This is a genomic window from Nodosilinea sp. LEGE 07298 (genome assembly GCF_015207265.1).
Taxonomy (GTDB): domain Bacteria; phylum Cyanobacteriota; class Cyanobacteriia; order Phormidesmidales; family Phormidesmidaceae; genus Nodosilinea.
Genome location: NZ_JADEXE010000035.1, coordinates 15834 through 35942, shown reverse-complemented (window position 1 = coordinate 35942; position 20109 = coordinate 15834). Strand labels below are relative to the sequence as shown.

At 54.7% G+C, this 20109-nt stretch carries 10 protein-coding genes and 2 pseudogenes; 3 read left to right on the top strand and 9 right to left on the bottom strand.

The genetic code is table 11. The features are described 5' to 3' along the window. The 7 genes and pseudogenes from IQ273_RS07390 to IQ273_RS07365 form a co-directional block, all read right to left on the bottom strand. Positions 1 to 430 (bottom strand): annotated as a pseudogene (locus tag IQ273_RS07390) (IS66 family transposase); the annotation flags it as partial. 212 nt (positions 431 to 642) lie between these two features. Further along, positions 643 to 912: pseudogene (locus IQ273_RS07385) on the bottom strand (IS5/IS1182 family transposase); the annotation flags it as partial. A gap of 75 nt (positions 913 to 987) precedes the next feature. Then, positions 988 to 1230, bottom strand: coding sequence for a hypothetical protein (locus IQ273_RS07380; protein WP_228052492.1), 243 nt, complete (start codon positions 1228 to 1230; stop codon positions 988 to 990). Continuing rightward, on the bottom strand, positions 1199 to 1345 hold the full coding sequence (locus IQ273_RS33530; RefSeq protein WP_228052490.1) for a hypothetical protein: 147 nt from the start codon (positions 1343 to 1345) through the stop codon (positions 1199 to 1201). The genes IQ273_RS07380 and IQ273_RS33530 overlap by 32 nt, the downstream gene beginning before the upstream one ends. Before the next feature lie 40 nt (positions 1346 to 1385). Further along, positions 1386 to 2105: an alternative oxidase gene (locus IQ273_RS07375; protein WP_194022523.1), complete on the bottom strand. Its 720-nt coding sequence runs from the start codon at positions 2103 to 2105 to the stop codon at positions 1386 to 1388. 85 nt (positions 2106 to 2190) lie between these two features. Further along, positions 2191 to 4506, bottom strand: a complete 2316-nt coding sequence (locus IQ273_RS07370) for a nitric-oxide reductase large subunit (RefSeq protein WP_194022522.1) — start codon at positions 4504 to 4506, stop codon at positions 2191 to 2193. A gap of 400 nt (positions 4507 to 4906) precedes the next feature. Continuing rightward, positions 4907 to 5752 carry a YwiC-like family protein gene (locus IQ273_RS07365; protein WP_194022521.1) on the bottom strand — a complete coding sequence of 282 codons (846 nt, stop codon included), beginning with the start codon at positions 5750 to 5752 and terminating at the stop codon, positions 4907 to 4909. A 228-nt stretch (positions 5753 to 5980) separates the two neighbouring features. On the opposite strand from IQ273_RS07365, the gene IQ273_RS07360 reads away from it, so the two are divergent. Further along, the gene (locus IQ273_RS07360; RefSeq protein ID WP_194022520.1) at positions 5981 to 6742 is read left to right on the top strand and encodes a Crp/Fnr family transcriptional regulator; all 762 of its coding nucleotides are present in this window, start codon (positions 5981 to 5983) and stop codon (positions 6740 to 6742) included. Here IQ273_RS07360 and IQ273_RS07355 read toward each other — a convergent pair. Further along, a complete protein-coding gene (locus IQ273_RS07355; RefSeq protein WP_313898039.1) occupies positions 6739 to 6909 on the bottom strand; it encodes a cupin domain-containing protein in 171 nt (56 codons plus the stop codon). The genes IQ273_RS07360 and IQ273_RS07355 overlap by 4 nt on opposite strands. After that, positions 6894 to 7589 (bottom strand): cyclopropane-fatty-acyl-phospholipid synthase family protein, encoded by a 696-nt coding sequence (locus tag IQ273_RS07350; RefSeq protein ID WP_228052487.1) that lies wholly within the window; start codon positions 7587 to 7589, stop codon positions 6894 to 6896. The genes IQ273_RS07355 and IQ273_RS07350 overlap by 16 nt, the downstream gene beginning before the upstream one ends. A 201-nt stretch (positions 7590 to 7790) precedes the next feature. On the opposite strand from IQ273_RS07350, the gene IQ273_RS07345 reads away from it, so the two are divergent. Beyond that, entirely contained in the window at positions 7791 to 12323 is a 4533-nt protein-coding gene (locus IQ273_RS07345) for a PAS domain S-box protein (protein ID WP_194022518.1), read from the top strand. 620 nt (positions 12324 to 12943) lie between these two features. Next, a complete protein-coding gene (locus IQ273_RS33525) occupies positions 12944 to 20077 on the top strand; it encodes a PAS domain S-box protein (RefSeq protein WP_228052486.1) in 7134 nt (2377 codons plus the stop codon). Positions 20078 to 20109: the final 32 nt, after the last annotated feature.

The following is a 20109-nucleotide window of genomic DNA, read 5'->3' as shown; positions in this document are numbered from 1 at the left end:
TCTGCTGACAGCACGAACACTGCCCACCGTAGCGCTCGACACGGGTCACCTGAGGCCGAACTTGGGGCAGTTCAATTCGCTCATAGACCGCTTTGAGTTGTTGACGAGCACGCTCTACCTCGCTGCCGCAGTGAGGGCAACGACTCGCTCGCGCCACAACCACCTGGTCGGGCGACGGGGTCAACTCACGCCCACCTCCCGCTCGGCCAACACTCGCGGTTCGCTGGCTTTGGCTGGCCTTGGAACCCTCTGAATTGGGCTTAAATCCCTTCGCTGGTGGCAAACTTGAATTGCGTGACGTTTTCTTGACGCCTTTTCGTTGACGCTTCTCGGCTTCTGCCTGCAACGCTTGCACCCTCTGCCACAGCTCTCGTATCAGAGCGTCTTTCTCCCCAGAACTGAGGCCTTCTAACGGCGGCAGGTCTTGCATGGCAAAAGTTTACCACCCTCTCTTATTCGCCGCTACCCGTCAACCTAGTTGAGCAATTACAAAAATAGTTAACTGGGAGGCAAGGAGATTTTGCGTTGCGCCCAAGCGCGATCGCGGCTTGGGAAAGCTTTTCTTTCGCGTTAGCTGCGCCAAACTTGCCCGTTCTTTAAACCGATCAGGCTCGTTGGCGATGGCTGCTCTGTGTTGACCCCTTCAAGGTATCTATGTTGTTTTCGCGCTACCGTCTCCCCATCACTCACCCCTAGCCGCTCTTTATTAATCAACGCCCCCAGTGCCAGTCGAAACGGCTTGGCCGGTGCCCATTGCCCCTCGCTGAACTGCGCCGCATACCTCGATTCAAACCTCTCCCACGGAATCATCGCCGCCAGTTTCACCCAGCGATTCTTCCCCGACAGCTTGCCTCCAAACGGCAAGTAAACGTTCTCAAAACTCAGTTGTCCTGGGCTCGTTTGGCGGTATATCGGTCTCGGCGTCCAAGGATTTCAGCGGCAACGCACTATTTTCCTTGCACTTTAGCAGCTCTTAACCCCGCTGAATCACTCTGTACACTTAGCTTTAGGCACTTTTTCAGCAAGCCCTACCTTAGTCACCATTTTCTCCAGACGGGGCAATTCCTCATGGAGGTAAGCGTGGTGAATGCGTTCGATATGGCCGGTTAGTTCGGTTAAGGACAGGGCGGCGACGTTTATCTCCGGCACATCGGTGGTGGCGGCATAATCCTCTAGCTGGGCCAGAAACACCTGGGGGTCAAGGCCTTTTTGCTGGCAGGCTTCGGTCAAGGTCTTGTTGCCGCCACAGCAGTAATCGACCTTGGACCTGCTCAAACAATCGCGACAGGTCCGGATAGTCGCGCACGATCGCGCCTACGGTGGTGTCGATGGGGAAAGTTGCCATGGTTGTTCTCCGGTTTTGAGGAGATGGGTAAGTGAGGGGATTATGAGCCTTCGCCAGCGAGGACTTTGTCTTGAGTGGCGATTTCTTCGTCAATCGGGAGAAGGGTAAGTTCAACGGCAGCGGTGTGAGGGCTGAGGAGTTCCTGCTGAGCGTTGGGATGCTGGCAGGCCACCATGGTTTTGACATGCTCCATTTCATCGTCACGAATCGCGACAAACACGTCATAGAGGGTGTTGACCTGGGGGCGGCGATCGGCGGCCACCTGCGCCGTTTGAAACTCATCAAACATATAGAGGTCGCCGTCGCGGTAGTACTTCACGGCCACGGCGGGAGCGGGCTGAGTCTTGAGGGTGGCGGCTTCGGTTTTGAGGAATTTGTCGTAGGTGGCGTAGGCGTGGCCTTCCACCAATTCCATAAAGTGGTAGGCCGAGCGGGCGTCAACCAGGTAGAGGACGGCAATCACCCAGTAGTAGACCAAGGCGGCGGTTCTGGCGAGCAGGCGATCGCCCCAAAAGTTGGCCCCGCCCAGTTCTTCCATAATCAGCAGGTGGTGCAGTTCGTTCCAAGATTCTGCAAAGTGAATTTTCAGCCAGTCGGCCTTGCGCCAGAGTCCCAGGGTTTCGTACAGGTGCAGCACCGACAGATAGGAAAAATAGGGAACGCGGGCGACGGTTTCGAGCACATAGAATCGGGGGTAAGGACGATTAGCGTACACAGTGTTAATCACAAACACTAGAATGCCGACGAGTAAGCGAGTCATAGGTAGACCTGTTAGTTAGGGAGATTAGTCGATACGTCGGTTGAGGGGTTCTCGATTTCTTCAGAAACCGAGAACCTAAGACTATTTACTGGGCTTCAACAATGGGCTGCACAGGCTTGGGCGGTGTCTGCAGGGTGGGTTGGTGCAGAATGGCCCAGATGGCCTGCACCACGAACGCCATCATCGCCAGGGCACCCACAGTGAAGATGACATCGCCGGGAATGCGCAGCCACACCGTCCATTCCATGAAGGGCGAATGGATCACCTCAGCGCTGCGGGCGTACCAGGTGCCGTGGTTAACGGACTGCACAAACTGGTAGAAGCCGTTGGGAATCAGGCCAAAGACCATCATCACTGCCAGACCGCCGTTGATGTGCCAGAAGGAGAACTTCAGCAGCTTCTCGTTCCAGGCTTTTTCAGGGGTGATTTCCCGCAGGGCGAACAGCATCAGGGCCAGAGCTAAGGAGCCATACACCCCAAACAGGGCCGAGTGGGCATGAATGGGCGTGGTATTTAACCCTTGTGAGTAATAGAGCACAATCGGTGGGTTGATCAGAAAGCCGAAGATGCCAGCACCCACCAGGTTCCACACACAGGTGGCGATAAAGAATCGCAGGGGCATGCGGTAGAAACCCTGGGCATTTTGCGACAGCTTCAGGGATTTGACCACTTCAAAGCCGATCAGGGTCAGGGGCACCACTTCCAGGGCGGAAGCGACCGACCCCATGGCGGTAATGAAGACGGGGGTGCCGGCAAAGTATAGGTGGTGCAGGGTGCCGATGATGCCACTGCCCAAAAACAGAATCGTGGTCAGGTAGGTGGCCCGCAGCGCCGCTGCCCGCTTCAGGAAGCCGAGTTCGCTACAGAGGTAGGCGATCGCCACCGTCGCAAACACTTCAAAGAAGCCTTCTACCCACAGGTGCACTACCCACCAACGCCAGTATTCCGCCAGGCTGAGAGAGGTGTGGTTGTTGTACATCAATCCCGCTGAGTAGAACAGGGGAATGGTAATGGCGCTATAGAGAAAGAAGTGGTTCAGGCCCGTTTTCGAACCTTCCTGCTTGAGGGCCGGACGCAGGGCACGGAACATCAGGCCTAGCCAGAGCACCATGCCGCCAATCAAAAGAATTTGCCAAATGCGGCCCAGTTCTACATATTCATAGCCCTGGTGGCCCAGCAAAAAGCTCAAACTATTGCCAAGAATGCCTTGCACGGCAGCCCAGGAGCCAATCATCGAGCCGACGACGACGACCGTCAGTGCGCCCAACAGCACGCCATTGCCGATCGCCTGTCCCTTGGGTTCGTGCTTGCCGAATCGGGGGGCAAAGTACAGCCCTGCGGCCAACCAACAAGTGGCAATCCAGAACACCGCCAGTTGCAGGTGCCAGGTGCGAGACGCGGCGTAGGGCAGGAAGCGATCGAGCGGTACCCCGTAAAAGCCATCGCCCTCAACGGCGTAGTGAGCCGTCACCATGCCCATGGCAATTTGCACCAGGAACAGGGCCATAGCCACGCCAAAGAACAGAGTGGTGACCTTTTGGCTGGGGGTCGCCAGGCGCACCGCCGGAAGGGCCGTCACGGTTTGCACGTCTTCAACATCTTCCTGGGTCAGATTGACGAAGAGAAACAGGCCAATGCCACCAATCAGCAAAATCACCGACACAATCGACCAGACCAGAAACTGGGGCGGGGCGGTATTGCTAATCAGCGGATCGTGGGGGAAGTTGGCCGTGTAGGAGAAGGGCGCGTTGAAGCGGTTGGCGGAGGCAGCCCAGGCTGTCCAGGCAAAGAAGCTGGTGACATCTCGCACCTGCTCATCGTTGGTGAACCAGCCGCTGGGGATGGAGTGCTCCCGCGAGCCTTGGGTTAGCAGAGTTTGATAGCTGTCAAAGACCTGGGGCAGCGCCTGGGTCTGGGCATTGGTCAGGGTCAAGACATCCGTTTGCGGATCGTAGCGGTTGGTCTTGAACTGTTCTTTGACCTGGGCTTCCAGACTGGCGCGATCGCCCACGGGCAGGGCTTCTAAATCGGCCTGGCCAAAATCAGGATTGCCGCTGTAGAGCACTCCAGCGGTGGCCAGCCCCCACTTGTGCAGAAAGTCAGCAGACCAGTCGGGGGCCAGGTAGCTGCCGTGGCCCCACACGCTACCGATGTGCTGTCCGCCGCGAGCCAGGTAGGTTTCCTGGCCTGACTGAATCTGGGCCTGGGTCCAGATCACCTCATGCTGGGGCGACTCTACCGTGGCGGGGACAGGGGGCGCATTTTTCCAGATGGCGGCCCCTGCGCCCAACAGCACCGAGAACATGACGACACACATTAGCACTAGCCAGGCGGGTAAGCTCAACCGCCACCGCTGAGTTGCTGTTGGGGTGCCTTTTATACCAATCGATGGACTTGTCATCGTTACATCTCGCTTAAATAGGCAGAAAATAGAACGACTGATTAACCCTGCGTCTAAGTTCAGTTCCTACTCTGCCCAAAAGGAATAGCGACCTCTATGAGATAGCTCATAGAGATAGAGAATAAACGTCTAAAAGCCTTGCTAAATCTCCGTTTTACGCCTTTCGATCGAATCGTTTATTGTTGCAAAATGTTATGATTGCAACGGTCTTTCGGAGATGAAAACTTAAAGGCTTTTGTAACATTTTGAGATCCCATGAATTGAGTCTGTAGCTAACAAAAATGCCTCAATCCGTTGAGATTCCCCTTAACGAAAAATCCCCACTGATTGAAGCAATCTTTGCAAAATTAATTGAAACAATTCGAGTCGAATCGAATCGAGCTTTTTATCGGGCTACTGCTTAAGCAGGCCAGCGCGCAGGCAATAGCGACAGGGCTGTAACCACCAAGAACAACAGCGCCATGCTGGTTTCAAGCAGGGCTACCCGCTGAATTTTGGTGGTGCAATACCAGTCGCGCTGCCAGAGAATAATGCCGAACTTGAGCAGGGCCACACTAAAAGCGCTGGCGGTGAGAGGGGTCAACAGACCGAAGCAAGCCAGGGTGAGAATGAGCAGGGTGGCGATCGCATGAAACACCTCGCCCGGCACCGCCGAGTGGGTCTTCGATTTCCGAAACTTCACTGTAAAAATAGCGCTGGAGAAAAACAGCGTGTTCAACGCCCAGAGCCCCCAGAGCTCAGGAACGAGTGTGCCTGTAGTGACAATGTAGGCAAAGGGTGCCGATAGGCAGACCGCCGCAAAGGTGATCAGCTCATTGGCGACCGACTTTTGCCCCCGGCGAAACACCGCCATACCATCCACACAAAAGGCAGCGAAGGCTCCTACATAAATGATCCACAAGGGGGACAGCCACCAACCCTGATGCCACAGCAGGTAAAGGGCAATACCGCCCGCCACCAGGGAATACAGACCACCCCAGACCCAGAAGCGAGGTTTAATACTGCTGCGCTGCTTAATTTGCAGCATCCAGGGATGTTCTGCCTGAAATCCAGCAAAGGCACCGAGCAGGGCCAGAGTGGTGGTCCAGGTCCAGGCCTGGGCGGCAGCGGCTCCGGTGCTGAAGGCGACCAGCAGCACCACGTAAACCCCATGCTCTGGGGAAAAGATGGGACGATACCAGGCCTGGGGATTCCGCTTTTTAACGGTGCTCAAAGAGGGTTGCAAATTGAGGGATGAAGATTGCATTGCCCAGTCTCCTGATGCAAGGGATAGGTTTACTCTGCCAAATCACAGCCGCAGCCTGTATGAGGTAGCTCATGTACGCTGACGTCGGTAGATACCTATAAGCAGTAAGACGAAATTCGACATGAGAAACCCTGACTGAAAGTAGATTCCCCATATGGGGTCAGCGGGTTCATAATTCCATTCGTTAGGATCAGTCGGTGCAGATGCGACCTTATTTTTCCCTCAGGTATGAAAGCAACCATTAGCCAACTGGCTTCTATTTCGGTCTTCGCTCATTTGCAGCCGGAACAATTGGCCAGTCTGCAAACCCATGCGCAGGTGCATACCTATCAACAGGGTGAAACGGTCATGCATGAGGGGGATACTCTGGCGGCTCGGCTGTATGCTCTGCTCGATGGCCTACTGCGGGTGTCTAAAACCGCCACCACCGGTAAAGAGACCATTTTGCGGACCCTATCCCAGGGCGATATCTTTGCCGCCCCGGCCCTATTTGGTAATAGTATTGCTCCAGCCACCGTCACCGCCGGAAGTGCTGTTCAAGTGCTCACCGTTGATCGGGAGGCGCTGTTACAGATTATTCAGGCCAATCCAGCGATCGCTCTGGACATGATGAGTGTTTATAACCAGCGCTTGCAGCGGCTCCACGATCGTATCCACGGGCTGGTTTCAGAACGGGCCATTGTGCGCCTAGCTCGCTTTATTCAGGCGGCAGCTCAACAGGAAAGGGGCAATTTTGGCCAGCCTGGGGCGTTGTGTTTGCGATCGCACCTCTCCTACTACGAACTAGCCCGCAGCATTGGCATCACCTACGAAGAATGTGTGCGGTTGTTCAAACAGCTCCAAGGCGTTGTAGCTTACAGTCGCGGCGGCAAAATTACCGTTTTGAACTGGCAAAAGTTAGAGGCCATTGCCCTGGGGGAAGAAGAGCCGGAACCCTCTGCCCCCAGAAAACCGGCGGCTAAATCCCCAACTATCCCCAGCAAACCTTAATTCTCTGACGGTACAGGATCGCTTAGAGTCAGCAGAAACGCCAGATTCTCGGTCGCCTTCAAGGCATGGGGAGCATTGGCGGGCATGAAGACAAACCGCCCCGGCACCAACTCAACGTCCTCACCGTTCAAGGTCAGGGTCCCCTGCCCCTCTAACACCTGCACCACAGCATTACGGGTGGAGGTGTGTTCTGCAATATCGGTGCCCCTGGCCAGACAGAAAATAGCAGACGCTGATAAATGGGGGGATGGGTCAGTACATTCCAGGCAAACTTAGCCGCATCGACTACCCCTTCGTCTTGAATCACGCGGGCAGGGGTGAGCAATCCCATTGGGCCGGTCTGCTGTTTAACCAGAGTTAAGCCTGCCTCTTCCAGGGCTTTTTGCCAGTTGGCGGCGGATAGGGGCGTGGAGTTTACCCGCAGGGTGGCGGCGAGGGCTTGATGGATCTCGTCTTCCCGGTCACGGGCGATCAGCTCATGGGAGAGGAATTTCCCGCCTGGCTTGAGGCGATCGCCTACGCCGGGCAAGATCTTCACCTTGCCCGGCACCGATTGCATTGTCAAAATCGCCTCTGCCAGCACATAGTCAAACTGTTCTGGAATGCGCTCCAGGTGAAACACATCGCCTTCGATCACCTCCACTTGACTGGTTAGCCCCGCCGCCCGAATGTTGGCCTGGGCTCGGGCTACGCTTTCCGAATTTTTCTCGACCCCTACGACCCGGACACCGTAGCGCTGGGCCAGGGCGATCGCGCTATAGCCAAAGCTGGCCGCCAGTTCCAGAACCGTGTCTCCCGGCTGAAAATCGGCCCACTGTAACAACCGTTCTGTATAAGTGTGGGGCAAGCCAGCTCGGCTAGTTGTGCGCGCAGGCAACTATTCAGCAGCTGAATCTCTCACGGAAACCATTTCTACAAAACGCAGATGGTCTCTAAGTAACATCGAACAACTCCGATTTAGCTTTTAGGCTAACTCTTTCAAATATCCTTGTAGACTAATTTGTACTTCAGCCACCAAACACCAAGGTTTTCAGGGAATACATTTACAATGTCCCGAGATCACCAGGTCCAACAGCAACTAGAGGCAGCTCAGGCCCAGATTCAGCATTACGCCCACCAGCTAGCGGCTGAGCGTGATGCTGCTCGCCAGGCTTACGCTCAGCAGCAAGGGCAGCTTGAGCAACAGCAGCGACACATTGCCCAACTTGAGGCCCAGACCCATCGGCTGCAGTGGATGGCCAACACCAGCCCAGCGACCACCTACAGTTGCGAGGTTGACCCTCCCTACTCCTGCACCTACATCAGCCAAAGCCTTGAGACGGTTTTGGGCTATACCCCAGACGAGTTCAAAGCAGAACCGGATTTTTGGGAGCAGCGCCTGCACCCGGAAGATGCCCCCGGTGTGTTTGCGGCCATTCCTCAGCTGTTTGAGCAGAGCAAGCTGCAACATGATTACCGGCTTCGCCATCGGGATGGGCATTACTTGTGGATCCGTGACACCCTCGTGCTCTTTCGGGATGCCCAGGGATTGCCCCAGGAGGTAGTGGGTTATTTTACCGATATCAGCGAGCAGAAACGGCTTGACGCCGAACGCGAACAGAGCGAACAACGTATCGAGCAAGAACTCCAGCGGATTGCCCAGGAAAATCGCCAGTTTCGCGAGACCTTGATAGCCCAGGAGGCTACCTACCGCCACCTGTTTGACTGTAACCCTCAACCCATGTGGGTATACGACCTGGAAACCCTGCGGTTTTTGGCCGTGAATGATGCCGCGATCGCCAAATATGGCTATGCCAGGGCAGAATTTTTAGCCATGACTATTGCCGATATTCGCCCGTCAGAAGACGTGCCCCGACTACTGGAAAATGTGGCCCAGGTTGCATCTGGGTTAGATATAGCTGGTGTCTGGCAGCATTGCCTGCAAGATGGCCAGATCATTCAAGTTGAGATTGTGTCGTATGCCCTGGAGTTTGCGGGGCGACGGGCTGAACTGGTGATGGCTCAGGATGTCACTGAGCGTATCCGAGTGGAACGAGCTTTACGCCATAGCGAAGAACGTTACCGTTTGTTAGTCGAACTGGCTCCTCAGATTGTCTGGAGTGCTGATATGGCAGGGCGTCATATTTACGTCAGCAAGCGCATGGGTGAGTATGTCGGCTTGGCCACAGAGCAACTCATGGATTTTGATTGGCAATTCATTGTGCATCCCGATGACTTAGGGCGAGTGCGCGATCGCTGGATAGAGTCGGTGCAAACAGGGATGCCCTATGAAACCGAGTACCGGATGCGCCGAGCCAATGGCGACTATCGCTGGCATCTGAGCCAAGCTATTCGTGTTCAGTCTGATCAAGAGATACAGTGGCTGGGGATGGCTACGGACATTCATGATCGCAAACAGGCCGAATTCGCCCTGCAAGACTTGAATCACTCTTTAGAGCAAAAAGTTGCAGAACGCACCGCAGATCTTTACAGAAGCCAGGCCGAGGTGCGAGCCATCCTCAATAACTCTCCAGCCAAAATTTATGTTGAAGATCTCGAAGGGCGATACATCTTTGTCAATCAAACATTTCTGAGGCTCTTTAACTGCCAGCCTGAAGACGTTATTGGCAAAACGATTCACGAGTTTTTCCCACCTGAGATTGCCGATACCTTGCGGGCGAATGACCTGCTGTTGTTAGAACAGGGTGGTGTGCAGCAGTTTGAAGAAATCGTTCGAGTCAATGGTGAAGATCGGGTCTTTTTATCCAATAAGTTTTTGCTGCGGGATGAGCAGGGTGAGGTCTACGCCCTCTGCGGCATGTCTACCGACATTACCGATCGCAAAGCTGTAGAAGTAGCCCTGAAAGAGAGCCGCGATTACCTGCAAGCGATGCTGGCGGCCCTGCCCGATCACGTCTTCCGGGTCAACCGTGACGGGGTCTACCTTGACTTCTACCCCTCCGACTCCACGCTAGAGATTACTGGCCTCGCTACATTAGTTGGGCGCACGATGGCAGACGTGTTGCCCCCTGAAGTTGCCCAAGCTCACCGGCATCGGATAGAGCAAGCGCTGACTACCAAGACTATCCATGTTAGCGAGCAGCAGGTGGAGGTTGACGGTGCGCTGCTGGTCAGGGAGGTGCGGGTAGCTCCCTGTGGCCCGAACGAAGTTTTGTTCGTTATCCGCGACATCACCGATCGCAAACAGGCCGAATTTGCCTTGCGGAAATCAGAAGCAAGATACCGCCAACTGTTCAATTCCATTGAGGACGGGTTCTGCATCGCTGAGGTATTGTTTGATGACGCAGGCACTCCCTACGAGCACCGCTTCTTAGAAACCAACCCCGCCTTTAGTCGGCATTGTAGCCTTGCTTCTGTTGATCCGGTGGGTAAAACTGCTAGCGAACTCATACCGGGAATCGCGTCATTTTGGAACGACCTCTACGCCCAGGTACTCTCAACGGGTAAACCCATTCGTCAAGACATTCGATCAGATGTGTTGGATTGCTGGTTTGAAGTGATGGTTTGCCCCGTTGGCGAAGATGCGCCCCATCAGGTTTTCGTTCTCTTTGCAGATGTAGGCGATCGCAAACAGGCCGAAATTGCCCTGCAAAACCTAAGTGATCGTCTCTCCCTCGTCCTGGAGGCAGGCCAACTGGGCGTTTGGAGTTGGGACTTAGACCGGCAACTGTATTGGGATGCGGCGCTATGTCGCATGTATGGCATCCCTGAAAGCAGCCAGTTTGTGCCTTGGCAAGCTTGGCGCAGCCAGGTTCACCACGACGATATTGAGCGGGTTGAGGCGCTGCGGCAGGCCGCCATTGAGGGCGCACCTTTCACCGGGGTCGAGTTTCGCATCTGGCGCACTGATGGCGAATTGCGATGGATTCAGTCGTTTGCCCAGGTGCAGCACGATGCCCAAGGTAACCCCGCCCGCATGGTGGGCATTAACCGCGATATTACCGATCGCAAACAGGCCGAAACCGCCCTGCGGAAGAGCGAAGAAGAACTCCGCTTATTTATCAATGCCAGCTCAGATATTGTCTATAGAATGAGCGCCGACTGGCAGGAAATGAAACCGCTGGATGGCAAAGAGTTCTTGGTCAGTACCGACAGCGCCAGCAAGTCGTGGTTAGATCCCTATATTCCCCCGGTAGAACAGGCCCGAGTATGGGCCGCTATTCAGCATGCCATTCAAACAAAAAGTCCGTTTGAGTTAGAACACCAGGTCCTACGGCAGGACGGCACCGTCGGCTGGACTTTTTCGCGCGCCATTCCGGTGCTCAATGAGCAGGGCGACATTCTCGAATGGTTTGGGGCTGCTAGCGATATTAGCGATCGCAAACGGGCCGAACTAGACTTGCAGCACACCAACGCCGAACTGGCCCGCGCCACCCGCCTCAAAGACGAATTTCTCGCCAATATGAGCCACGAGCTGCGCACTCCTCTCAATGCCATCCTGGGCATGACCGAGGGCCTGCAAGAAGCAGTCTTTGGCCCCCTCACCGACCGCCAGCGCCGCAGCCTGACCACCATTGAAACCAGCGGCAACCATCTGTTATCGCTGATCAACGATGTTCTAGATGTGGCCAAGATTGAGTCGGGACAGTTCGAACTCGACTATGCTGCGGTTAATGTGTGTCTGCTCTGTAATTCCAGCCTTACCTTGGTCAAACAACAGGCCCACAAGAAAGGTCTGCACCTGGAAACGCACGTTCCCAGCACCCTACCCGAGATCTATGGAGATGAGCGTCGCCTGCGCCAGATGCTCGTTAACTTGCTCAGCAACGCCGTTAAGTTTACCCCCGCAGGGGGCCGCATCACGGTTACAGCCGCTTACACAGCTCTGTCTCCAGAAGCGATCGCCAGCAATCGAGACCTCATTCATCCCGAAGTAGATCTCGCCGCCACGGTGGGGATTTTGACCCTGTCGGTTGCCGATACAGGCATCGGCATCAGCCCTGAGAACGCGAAAAAGCTGTTTCAACCCTTTATCCAGATTGATAGCGCCCTCAACCGCCAGTACCAGGGCACCGGGTTAGGGTTAGCCCTGGTGAAACGGATTGCCGAAATCCATGGCGGCAAAGTGACACTGACCAGCGCAGTCGGCAGCGGCAGTTGTTTCACCCTGCAACTGCCCATCATTCCCATCCCCACCGGCCATGTCTCGGCAACAGCTATCCCAAGCTCCATTGAGGCTATTGCGCCCTTAGATCCCACCACCGCTCCCCTAATTTTGCTGGCCGAAGACAACGCCGCCAATGTCAGCACCATCACCGCCTATCTAACCGCCAAGGGCTACGCTCTAATCGTCGCCCAAAACGGCCTGGAAGCGGTTAACCTGGCTACTAGCGCCAACCCAGATTTAATTTTGATGGACATTCAAATGCCCCAGCTCGACGGGTTAGAAGCTATCCGTCAGATTCGCCAAAATCCAGCCCTGGCTAACGTGCCCATTGTGGCCCTCACGGCCCTGGCCATGCCCGCCGATCGAGAGCGCTGCCTGGCTGCCGGAGCAGACGACTATATCAGCAAACCCATTCGCCTCAAACAACTGGCCCAGATGATTCCAACCCTGCTGGCAAAACCCTCTGCCGAATAGGTAGCCACGGTGATCTAAATTTCTGTTGTTGCTTCCTTTCGTTCCATGTCTGAATCAGCACAGGCAGACTTAACGGTCACAACTTATACTCCATAATATTTTCAGCCTTAACGACCAAAATTTTTCCGTTGCTAAAACTAAGCCCCTTACTAATAAACTGAGCCTATATCGGAAAATTAGCCAGATCACCGTAGTGAACTGTAATTGGACTAAATGTGACGAGTAGAGTTCTCGCAGGCACTGCTGAACTACAAAATCGAGTGCTGAGAGTCCATAGTTGTCGTTGAGTAGTTGCTGACCCGACAACTTTTGGCCCCCTTCAAGACCATCAGCCAACCTTATCCACAGGGCATTGTCCTGATCTCAACCAAAAGTCCTCACGCTGCCCTGACATAGGCTATTTCCAACCTCTGAATCTGTTTGTTCACAAGACTTTCAGGAGATGTGGCCCATTTTTACACGAATCGGTGCCATACCCCTTTTAGCTGAAATTTTTATACAGGGCGTTTGTGTAGGGATACTGGGAGATAGGCGGGCACAATGAATAAGGAATTTGGTCGATTGAGAAGACCGGGCAAATGGACATATCAGTATGTTTATCGTCAAAGTGAGCTAAACCCATGGCTACCCTCAAGCCCGCTGATCTTACGGCTGCCATTATTCACGATCCTCTAACCATCGGGCCAGATACCTCGGTGATGGGTGCGATCGCCCTGATGAGCGGCATTCGCACCCTTTGCCCGATTGACCGCGACCATACCCCCGAGGGTGGCCTGCACCCAGAGATTCGCTCTAGCTGTGTGGTGGTGGTAGACAACGACCAGGTGGTGGGCATTTTGACTGAGCGAGATGTCGTGCGCCTCAGTGCCCAGCAGCAGCCCCTCAATCAGCTTTTGGTGGCGGAGGCGATGGCCCAACCGGTGATCACCTGCCGTCAAGCTGACCTCACTGATATATTCAGCACCATTGATCTGTTACAACATCATCACATTCGCCATCTGCCGATTGTAGATGAGCACAATCGCCTGGTGGGTCTGATCACCCACGAAAGCCTGCGGCAGTTGACTCGCCCTGTAGACCTACTCCGGTTACGGCTAGTGCAGGAGGTGATGACCGCAGATGTCCTCTGGGCGTCGCCCGACGACTCCATGCTAAAAATTGCCCGGCTGATGGCCGATCGCCGGGTGAGTTCGGTGGTAATTGCCGTGCCTGGTGGCAGTGCTGAGACCCCTTGGCAGCGCGCAGTAGGGCTGCTGACAGAGCGAGATCTGGTGCAGTTCCAGTCTGTGGGGCTGAGTTTGGAGGCAACCACAGCCCAGACAGTGATGAGTAGTCCTGTGTTTACCGTTGCCCCAGATACGTCCCTGTGGGAGGTACAGCAAATCATGGAGCAGCGCTGGATTCACCGGGTGGTTGTGGCCGGTGAGCAGGGGGAGTTGCTGGGCATTGTCACCCAAACCAGCTTGTTACAAGCTTTTAACCCCATAGATCTCTATACCCTGGCAGAGGCGCTAGAGAAAAAGGTGACGCGGCTGGAGACGGAGCGCGTTTCGCTGTTGGAAATCCGAGCGGCGGAGCTGGAGCGGCAGGTGCAGGAGCGCACTCACACCCTTCAGGTGCAGGCGGAACGCGATCGCCTGATGGCTGAGTTGGCCTCACAAATTTTGGCCTCTCTAGATGTTCAGGTGATTTTAGATACCACTGTGCAGCAGGCGCGGCAAATTCTAAGCTGCGATCGCGTCAACATCTGGCGATTTGAGGCCGGGACCGCCGTGGTGGTGGCGGAGTCCACCGATGCCGACCTCTCTTTAGTTGGCGAGCGCATTGGCGACGCCTGGTTTTTAGAGACCCAAGCAGAGGTCTACCGCCAGGGGCGCATTCGAGTGATGCCCGATATCTACGCCATCGAAATGGCTGATTGCCACCGCGACATGCTGATTCGGCTTCAGACTCGGGCCAAAATTTTGGTGCCTTTGCTCTGTGGAGATGAACTCTGGGGCCTGCTGAATGTGACCGAAGCCCAGCCCCGCGACTGGCAACCGGCAGAGATTGACTTTGTGCGATCGCTCTCTATCCAGTTGGCGATCGCCCTCAATCAAGCCTCCACCTATGAACAATTACAGTCCGAATTGCAAGAGCGCCAGCAAGCGGAGCGGCAACTGCGCCAGAGTACAGAACGCTTGCAGGAAGCCCAGCGCATTGCCCACATCGGCAGCTGGGAACTAGATCTTCAGCACAACACCCTCTACTGGTCAGAGGAAGTTTTTCGCCTCTTTGAGATCGATCCGCAGCAATTTGGTGCTTCCTACGAAGCCTTTCTAGATTTAGTCCATCCAGACGATCGCACCCTCGTTAATGAAGCTTATGCGAGCCATCTGCGCGATCGCCAGCCTTATCGCTTAGTGCATCGCCTGCAAGTGCCCGGAGCTCAAGTTAAGTATGTGCAAGAGCAGTTTGAAACCACCTACAGTGCCGACGGTACTCCCTTAATATCGCGGGGCACGGTGCAGGATATTACCCAACAGCACGTAGCCGAAATGCGCCGAGATCGCGCCGAAGCCGCTCTCCGCCAGATCATCGAGGGCACAGTCGCCTTCACTGGAGAAGAATTCTTTCCGGCCTTGGCACGCCACATTGCTGAAGCGCTGGGCGTCCGCTATGCCTCAGTTTCCCAAGCCACACCAGAGGGGTTTCAAGTCCTGGCATTTTTTGCTGATGGTGAGCGTTGTCCCTCAGCATTTCTACCCTACGACTTAGTTCCCTGTTGTCATCAGACACTCCAAACTGGGAGTTGTTGCCATCCTGCGGATATTCTCGCTCTCTACCCTGGCAATGCCCTGTTTACTGACCTACAGGTAGACAGTTATCTGGGGGTCAGGCTACAGAATGCTGCGGGTGATCCCATTGGTAATCTCTGCATTTTCCATGATGCTCCCTTAGCTGACCCAACCTGGGCACAAACCCTGCTCTCTATTTTTGCTGCCCGTGCAGGGGCTGAACTAGAGCGGCTCCTCACAGTACAAGCCCTAGAGACCTTGAATGCTGAATTAGAAGCGCGAGTCACGCAACGCACTACCGAACTAGCGGAGCGGGAAGCGATCCTTCAAGACTTTTTAGACAACGCCAATGACCTGATTCAAATGGTGGACATTAACACTGGGCGTTTTGAGTTTGTGAATCGTGCTTGGCAAAATGTGCTGGGGTACACCCCCGCCGAAGTGGCACAGTTGACCCTTTTTGATGTGTTAGCACCGGATTGCCTGCCCCATTGTCAAGCTATGTTGGCGCAAATGCGATCGGGGGACATTACCCCTGTGGAGCAGATGGAATTAACCTTTATCTGCAAGTCAGGACAACGGGTTGTGGTAGAGGGAAATATCAACTGTCGGTTTGCCACCGAGGCCGATGGTAGCCAACGACCTGTCTCTACCCGAGGCATTTTTCGAAACGTCACCACTAGAAAAGCGACGGAGCAGGAGCTACAGCGGCGAGAAGCCCGATATCGAGGGTTGATGGAGGGTGCTGCTGATGCCATTGTGTTGGCCGATCTACAAGGGAACATTCTGGAAGCTAATCAGAAAGCAGAAGCACTGTTGGGCTATTCCCTAGCAGAATTGTCTACCCTGCATTTCACTCAACTGCATACCAGCGAAGAGTTACCTAGGGTAATGGTGACATTTGCTGAAGTGGTGCAAAGACAACGCACTCAAGTGTTGGATGTGAATTGTCGTCGGATAGATGGCAGCGTAGTACCCGTAGATATTACAGCTAGTGTAATCAGCATTGATGAAGAAATTCTGGTGCAGGGGATTCTTCGTGACATCACCGATCGCAAACGCTACGAAACCGCCCTGCAAGAATCCCAGCAATTTCTGCAAACGGTGTTGGATACAGTACCACTCTCGGTGTTTTGGAAAGATCGAAACTCTGTGTATCTAGGAGCTAACCAACGCTTTCTCCAGGATGCCTTCCTTGGCTCTGTGTCAGAGTTGGTAGGTACAAACGACTCTGCAATGCCCTGGGGCATGACTGAGGCGGAAGCCTATCGAGCCGACGATCGCATTGTCATGGAGAGTGGCGAGGCAAAACTCGGCATCCTCGAACCCCAACACCAGCAGGATGGGGCGGTGATCTGGTTAGAAACCAACAAATTACCACTGCGTAACCTGGAGGGGGAGGTGGTAGGTGTTTTGGGAACCTATCAGGATATTACCGAACGTAAAAATGCCGAAATTGCCTTACAGCGCCAGTTAGCCGCGATCGAAGCAGCAGTCAACGGCATCGCTATTCTTGAGAATGAGCGTTACCTGTATTTCAACTCCTCCCATGCCAAGATGTTTGGCTACGAGCAGGGAGAAGAACTGATCGGTCAAAGTTGGCGGATGTTGTATTCCCCTGAGCAGCTAGAGCGATTCGATCGGGAAATACTTCCAGTTTTGGTAGCACAAAAGTCTTGGCAGGGGGAAGTCACGGCTACCCGTAAGGATGGCACCACCTTCCCAGAGCAGTTGTCGCTGACCCTTTCGACAGATAACTTGCTAATTTGTGTTTGCCAAGATATCAGCGAAAGGGCACGGCTAGACGCCGAACGCAAACAGGCAGAAGCGGCCTTGCAGAAGAGCGAACGGCGCTATGTCACGCTGGCTCAGGCGGTACCTGTGGCCATTTTTCGCTTTGATCTTGAAGGGCACTGCACCTATGTCAACGAGCGCTGGTCCGAAATGACCGGGAAACCGATTGCCTTTGCCCTGGGCGATCGCTGGCTAGAAACCATTCATCCCGATGATCGGGACCGCAGCCAGACAGAAACCCAGCAATGGTTGCAGACCGGTGCGGTTGCACCGTTTCAAAACGAAGCCCGAATTTTGCGCGATGACGGCAGTATTGTCTGGTTCTACTGCCAGATGCTGCTCGAAACCGACGCCAATGGAAAGACGCTCGGGTACGTGGGCACCCTGACTGATATTAGCGATCGCAAGCAATCGGAAAATGCCATGCGGGAAAGCGAAGAAAAGTTTCGCCAACTTGCCGAGGTGGTCGATGCAGTCTTTTGGATCTTGCATCTCAACCGTACCGATCGCGTCTACGTCAGCCCCGCCTACGAGCGGATTTGGGGTCGCCCCTGCTCCGAACTCTACATTACCCCAGATGCCTGGATTGACAGGATTCATGCCGACGACCGAGAGCAGGTGTTAGCGGCGATTCCCAAACAAATCGAAGGTACCTTCGACGAAGAATATCGGATTGTTCGCCCCGATGGCACCCATCGCTGGATTCACGATCGGGCCTTCCCCATTCGCAATGCCCAGGGCCAGGTTTACCGTCTAGCCGGCATTGCTGAAGATATTACTGAGCGCAAACGTAGTGAAGACATTATTCGCCAACAGGCTGAGCGAGAAATGGTCTTGCGCGAAATCACCCAGCACATTCGGGAATCCCTCGACCTCCAGACTATTTTTAATACTGCCTGTGACGAAATTCGCGCCTGCCTCCGGGCCGATCGGGTAGGCATTTTCAAGTTCTATCCCGACTCTGGCTACGACGATGGTGAATTTGTAGCAGAGTCGGTGGTGATTGGGTTTTCCTCGGCAATGGCTATCCGCATCCACGACCACTGCTTTGGCGAAAACTATGCCAGTCTTTATGCCCAAGGGCGCTACCAAGTAGTGGACGACATCTACCGCAATGGTCTCACACCCTGCCATAGCGATGTTCTGGCTCAATTTCAGGTGCAGGCCAACTTAGTGATGCCGTTGCTCTGTAACCACGAGCTATGGGGGCTACTGTGCATTCACCAGTGTGATGCCCCCCGCCATTGGCAGCAGTCTGAAATTGACCTGGGGCAACAATTGGCCAACCAGCTAGCCATTGCTATTCAGCAGGCCAGCCTGTATGAGCAGGTTCAGACAGAGTTGCTAGAGCGGCAACAGGCCGAGGCAACAATTGCGCGGCAACTGCGGCAGCAAACGGCCCTAGAGCTGATTCTGCAACAGATTCGACAATCCCTTGACCTGCCAGAAATTTTGGCGATCGCCACCCAGCAGGTGCAGGAGCTGCTCCAGGGCGAGCGGGTGATTGTGTTTCAAGTTTGCCACGATGGCCAAAGCCACATTGTTGAAGAAGCCGTCGCTCCCGATCTCCCCCGCCTCAAAGCTATGCACTGGGAAGATGAAACCTGGTCTCAGGATATTCTGGAACACTATTGGCAGGGGCAACCCCGAATTGTGCCCGATGTGATGGATGACATTTGGACCGACTGTTTGGTGGACTATTCTCAGGCGGGGCAGATTCAGTCCAAGATTGTAGCCCCCATTCTTCAAGAATTGAATGCCGCCGAAGCCCACCGCTGGGTAAGCGCCAATGGCAGCAATAAGCTGTGGGGGGTGCTGGTGGTTCATGCCTGCCGCAGTCATCGCGTTTGGCAGCCAGAAGAAGCCCAGCTGTTGCAGCAGATTGCCAACCAGTTGGCGATCGCCATTCAGCAGGCCAGCCTGTTTGAACAACTGCAACAAGAATTGACCGAGCGCCAGCAGGCCCAAGCGCAACTCACCCGCATGAATCAGGAACTGATCCGCGCTACCCACCTCAAGGATGAGTTTTTGGCTAACATGAGCCACGAACTGCGCACTCCCCTCAATGCCATTTTGGGCATGACAGAGATGCTGCAAGAGGCAGACGTATTTGGCGCGATCAACCCCCAACAACTCAAAGCGCTTAAAACCGTTGAACGCAGCGGTTCACACCTGCTAGAGCTAATCAACGACGTGCTAGATGTGGCCAAGATTGAAGCCGGTCAGGTAGAGCTGGACCTAGCGCCTACGGCGATTGCCCCTCTCTGTCAATCTAGCCTTGCCTTTGTCAAACAGTCTGCCCTGAAAAAGGACATTCAGCTCACCGTCAATCTGCCCGCTGATTTGCCGACCATACTCCTAGATGAACGGCGCATCCGGCAGGTGCTGATCAATCTGCTTAACAACGCGGTGAAATTTACCCCCCAGGAGGGGCAGATCACCCTTGAAATTATTCCCCTAGCGTCCTCGCTGGGCAGCAAGGAAACCCCCTACCTGCGGTTTGCGGTAACCGACACCGGCATTGGCATCACCCCCGCAGAGCAGCAGCGTCTGTTTCAACCCTTTGTGCAGGTAGACAGTGCCCTCAACCGTCAATACCAGGGCACCGGGTTGGGGCTGGCCCTGGTCAAGCGCATTGTTGAGTTGCACGGCGGGCAGGTAGGGCTGACGAGCGAGGTCGGGGTAGGCAGCTGCTTTACCTTTGATCTTCCTTACGCCAAAGGGATGGCCACTACCCCCATTTCTTCCCCGGCGATACCTTCATCGACGGTGGCGACCACCCCCGCCACAGCACCGCTGATTTTGCTGGCCGAAGACAATGAAGCCAACATCAGCACCATAGTGAGCTATCTACAGGCCAAGGGTTACCGGGTTGATATCGCCCATAACGGCCAGGAAGCCATTGACTGCCTCCAGCACTTGACCCCCGATCTGATTTTGATGGATATCCAAATGCCGGGGATGGATGGCTTGGAGGCGATCGGCCATATTCGCCGTGACCCGAGATTCAATGAGGTACCGATAATTGCCCTGACCTCGTTGGCCATGCCCGGTGATCGCGATCGCTGCCTAGCCGCTGGTGCGACCGAATATTTGAGTAAGCCGGTCCGGCTGAAGCAACTGGTCGAGAGCATTCAGACGCTAATCCTGCCGGATCGCCACCCAAGCATTCCCGATAACTGACAGCCCGCAGCCGAAACCTAGCCCCTAAAGCC

What these genes read in the sequence shown, in the direction of transcription:
- IQ273_RS33530 (WP_228052490.1), bottom strand. Translation starts at nt 1,345, where the DNA reads ATGGCAACTTTCCCCATCGACACCACCGTAGGCGCGATCGTGCGCGAC.
- IQ273_RS07375 (WP_194022523.1), bottom strand. Translation starts at nt 2,105, where the DNA reads ATGACTCGCTTACTCGTCGGCATTCTAGTGTTTGTGATTAACACTGTG.
- IQ273_RS07370 (WP_194022522.1), bottom strand. Translation starts at nt 4,506, where the DNA reads ATGACAAGTCCATCGATTGGTATAAAAGGCACCCCAACAGCAACTCAG.
- IQ273_RS07365 (WP_194022521.1), bottom strand. Translation starts at nt 5,752, where the DNA reads ATGCAATCTTCATCCCTCAATTTGCAACCCTCTTTGAGCACCGTTAAA.
- IQ273_RS07360 (WP_194022520.1), top strand. Translation starts at nt 5,981, where the DNA reads ATGAAAGCAACCATTAGCCAACTGGCTTCTATTTCGGTCTTCGCTCAT.
- IQ273_RS07345 (WP_194022518.1), top strand. Translation starts at nt 7,791, where the DNA reads ATGTCCCGAGATCACCAGGTCCAACAGCAACTAGAGGCAGCTCAGGCC.
- IQ273_RS33525 (WP_228052486.1), top strand. Translation starts at nt 12,944, where the DNA reads ATGGCTACCCTCAAGCCCGCTGATCTTACGGCTGCCATTATTCACGAT.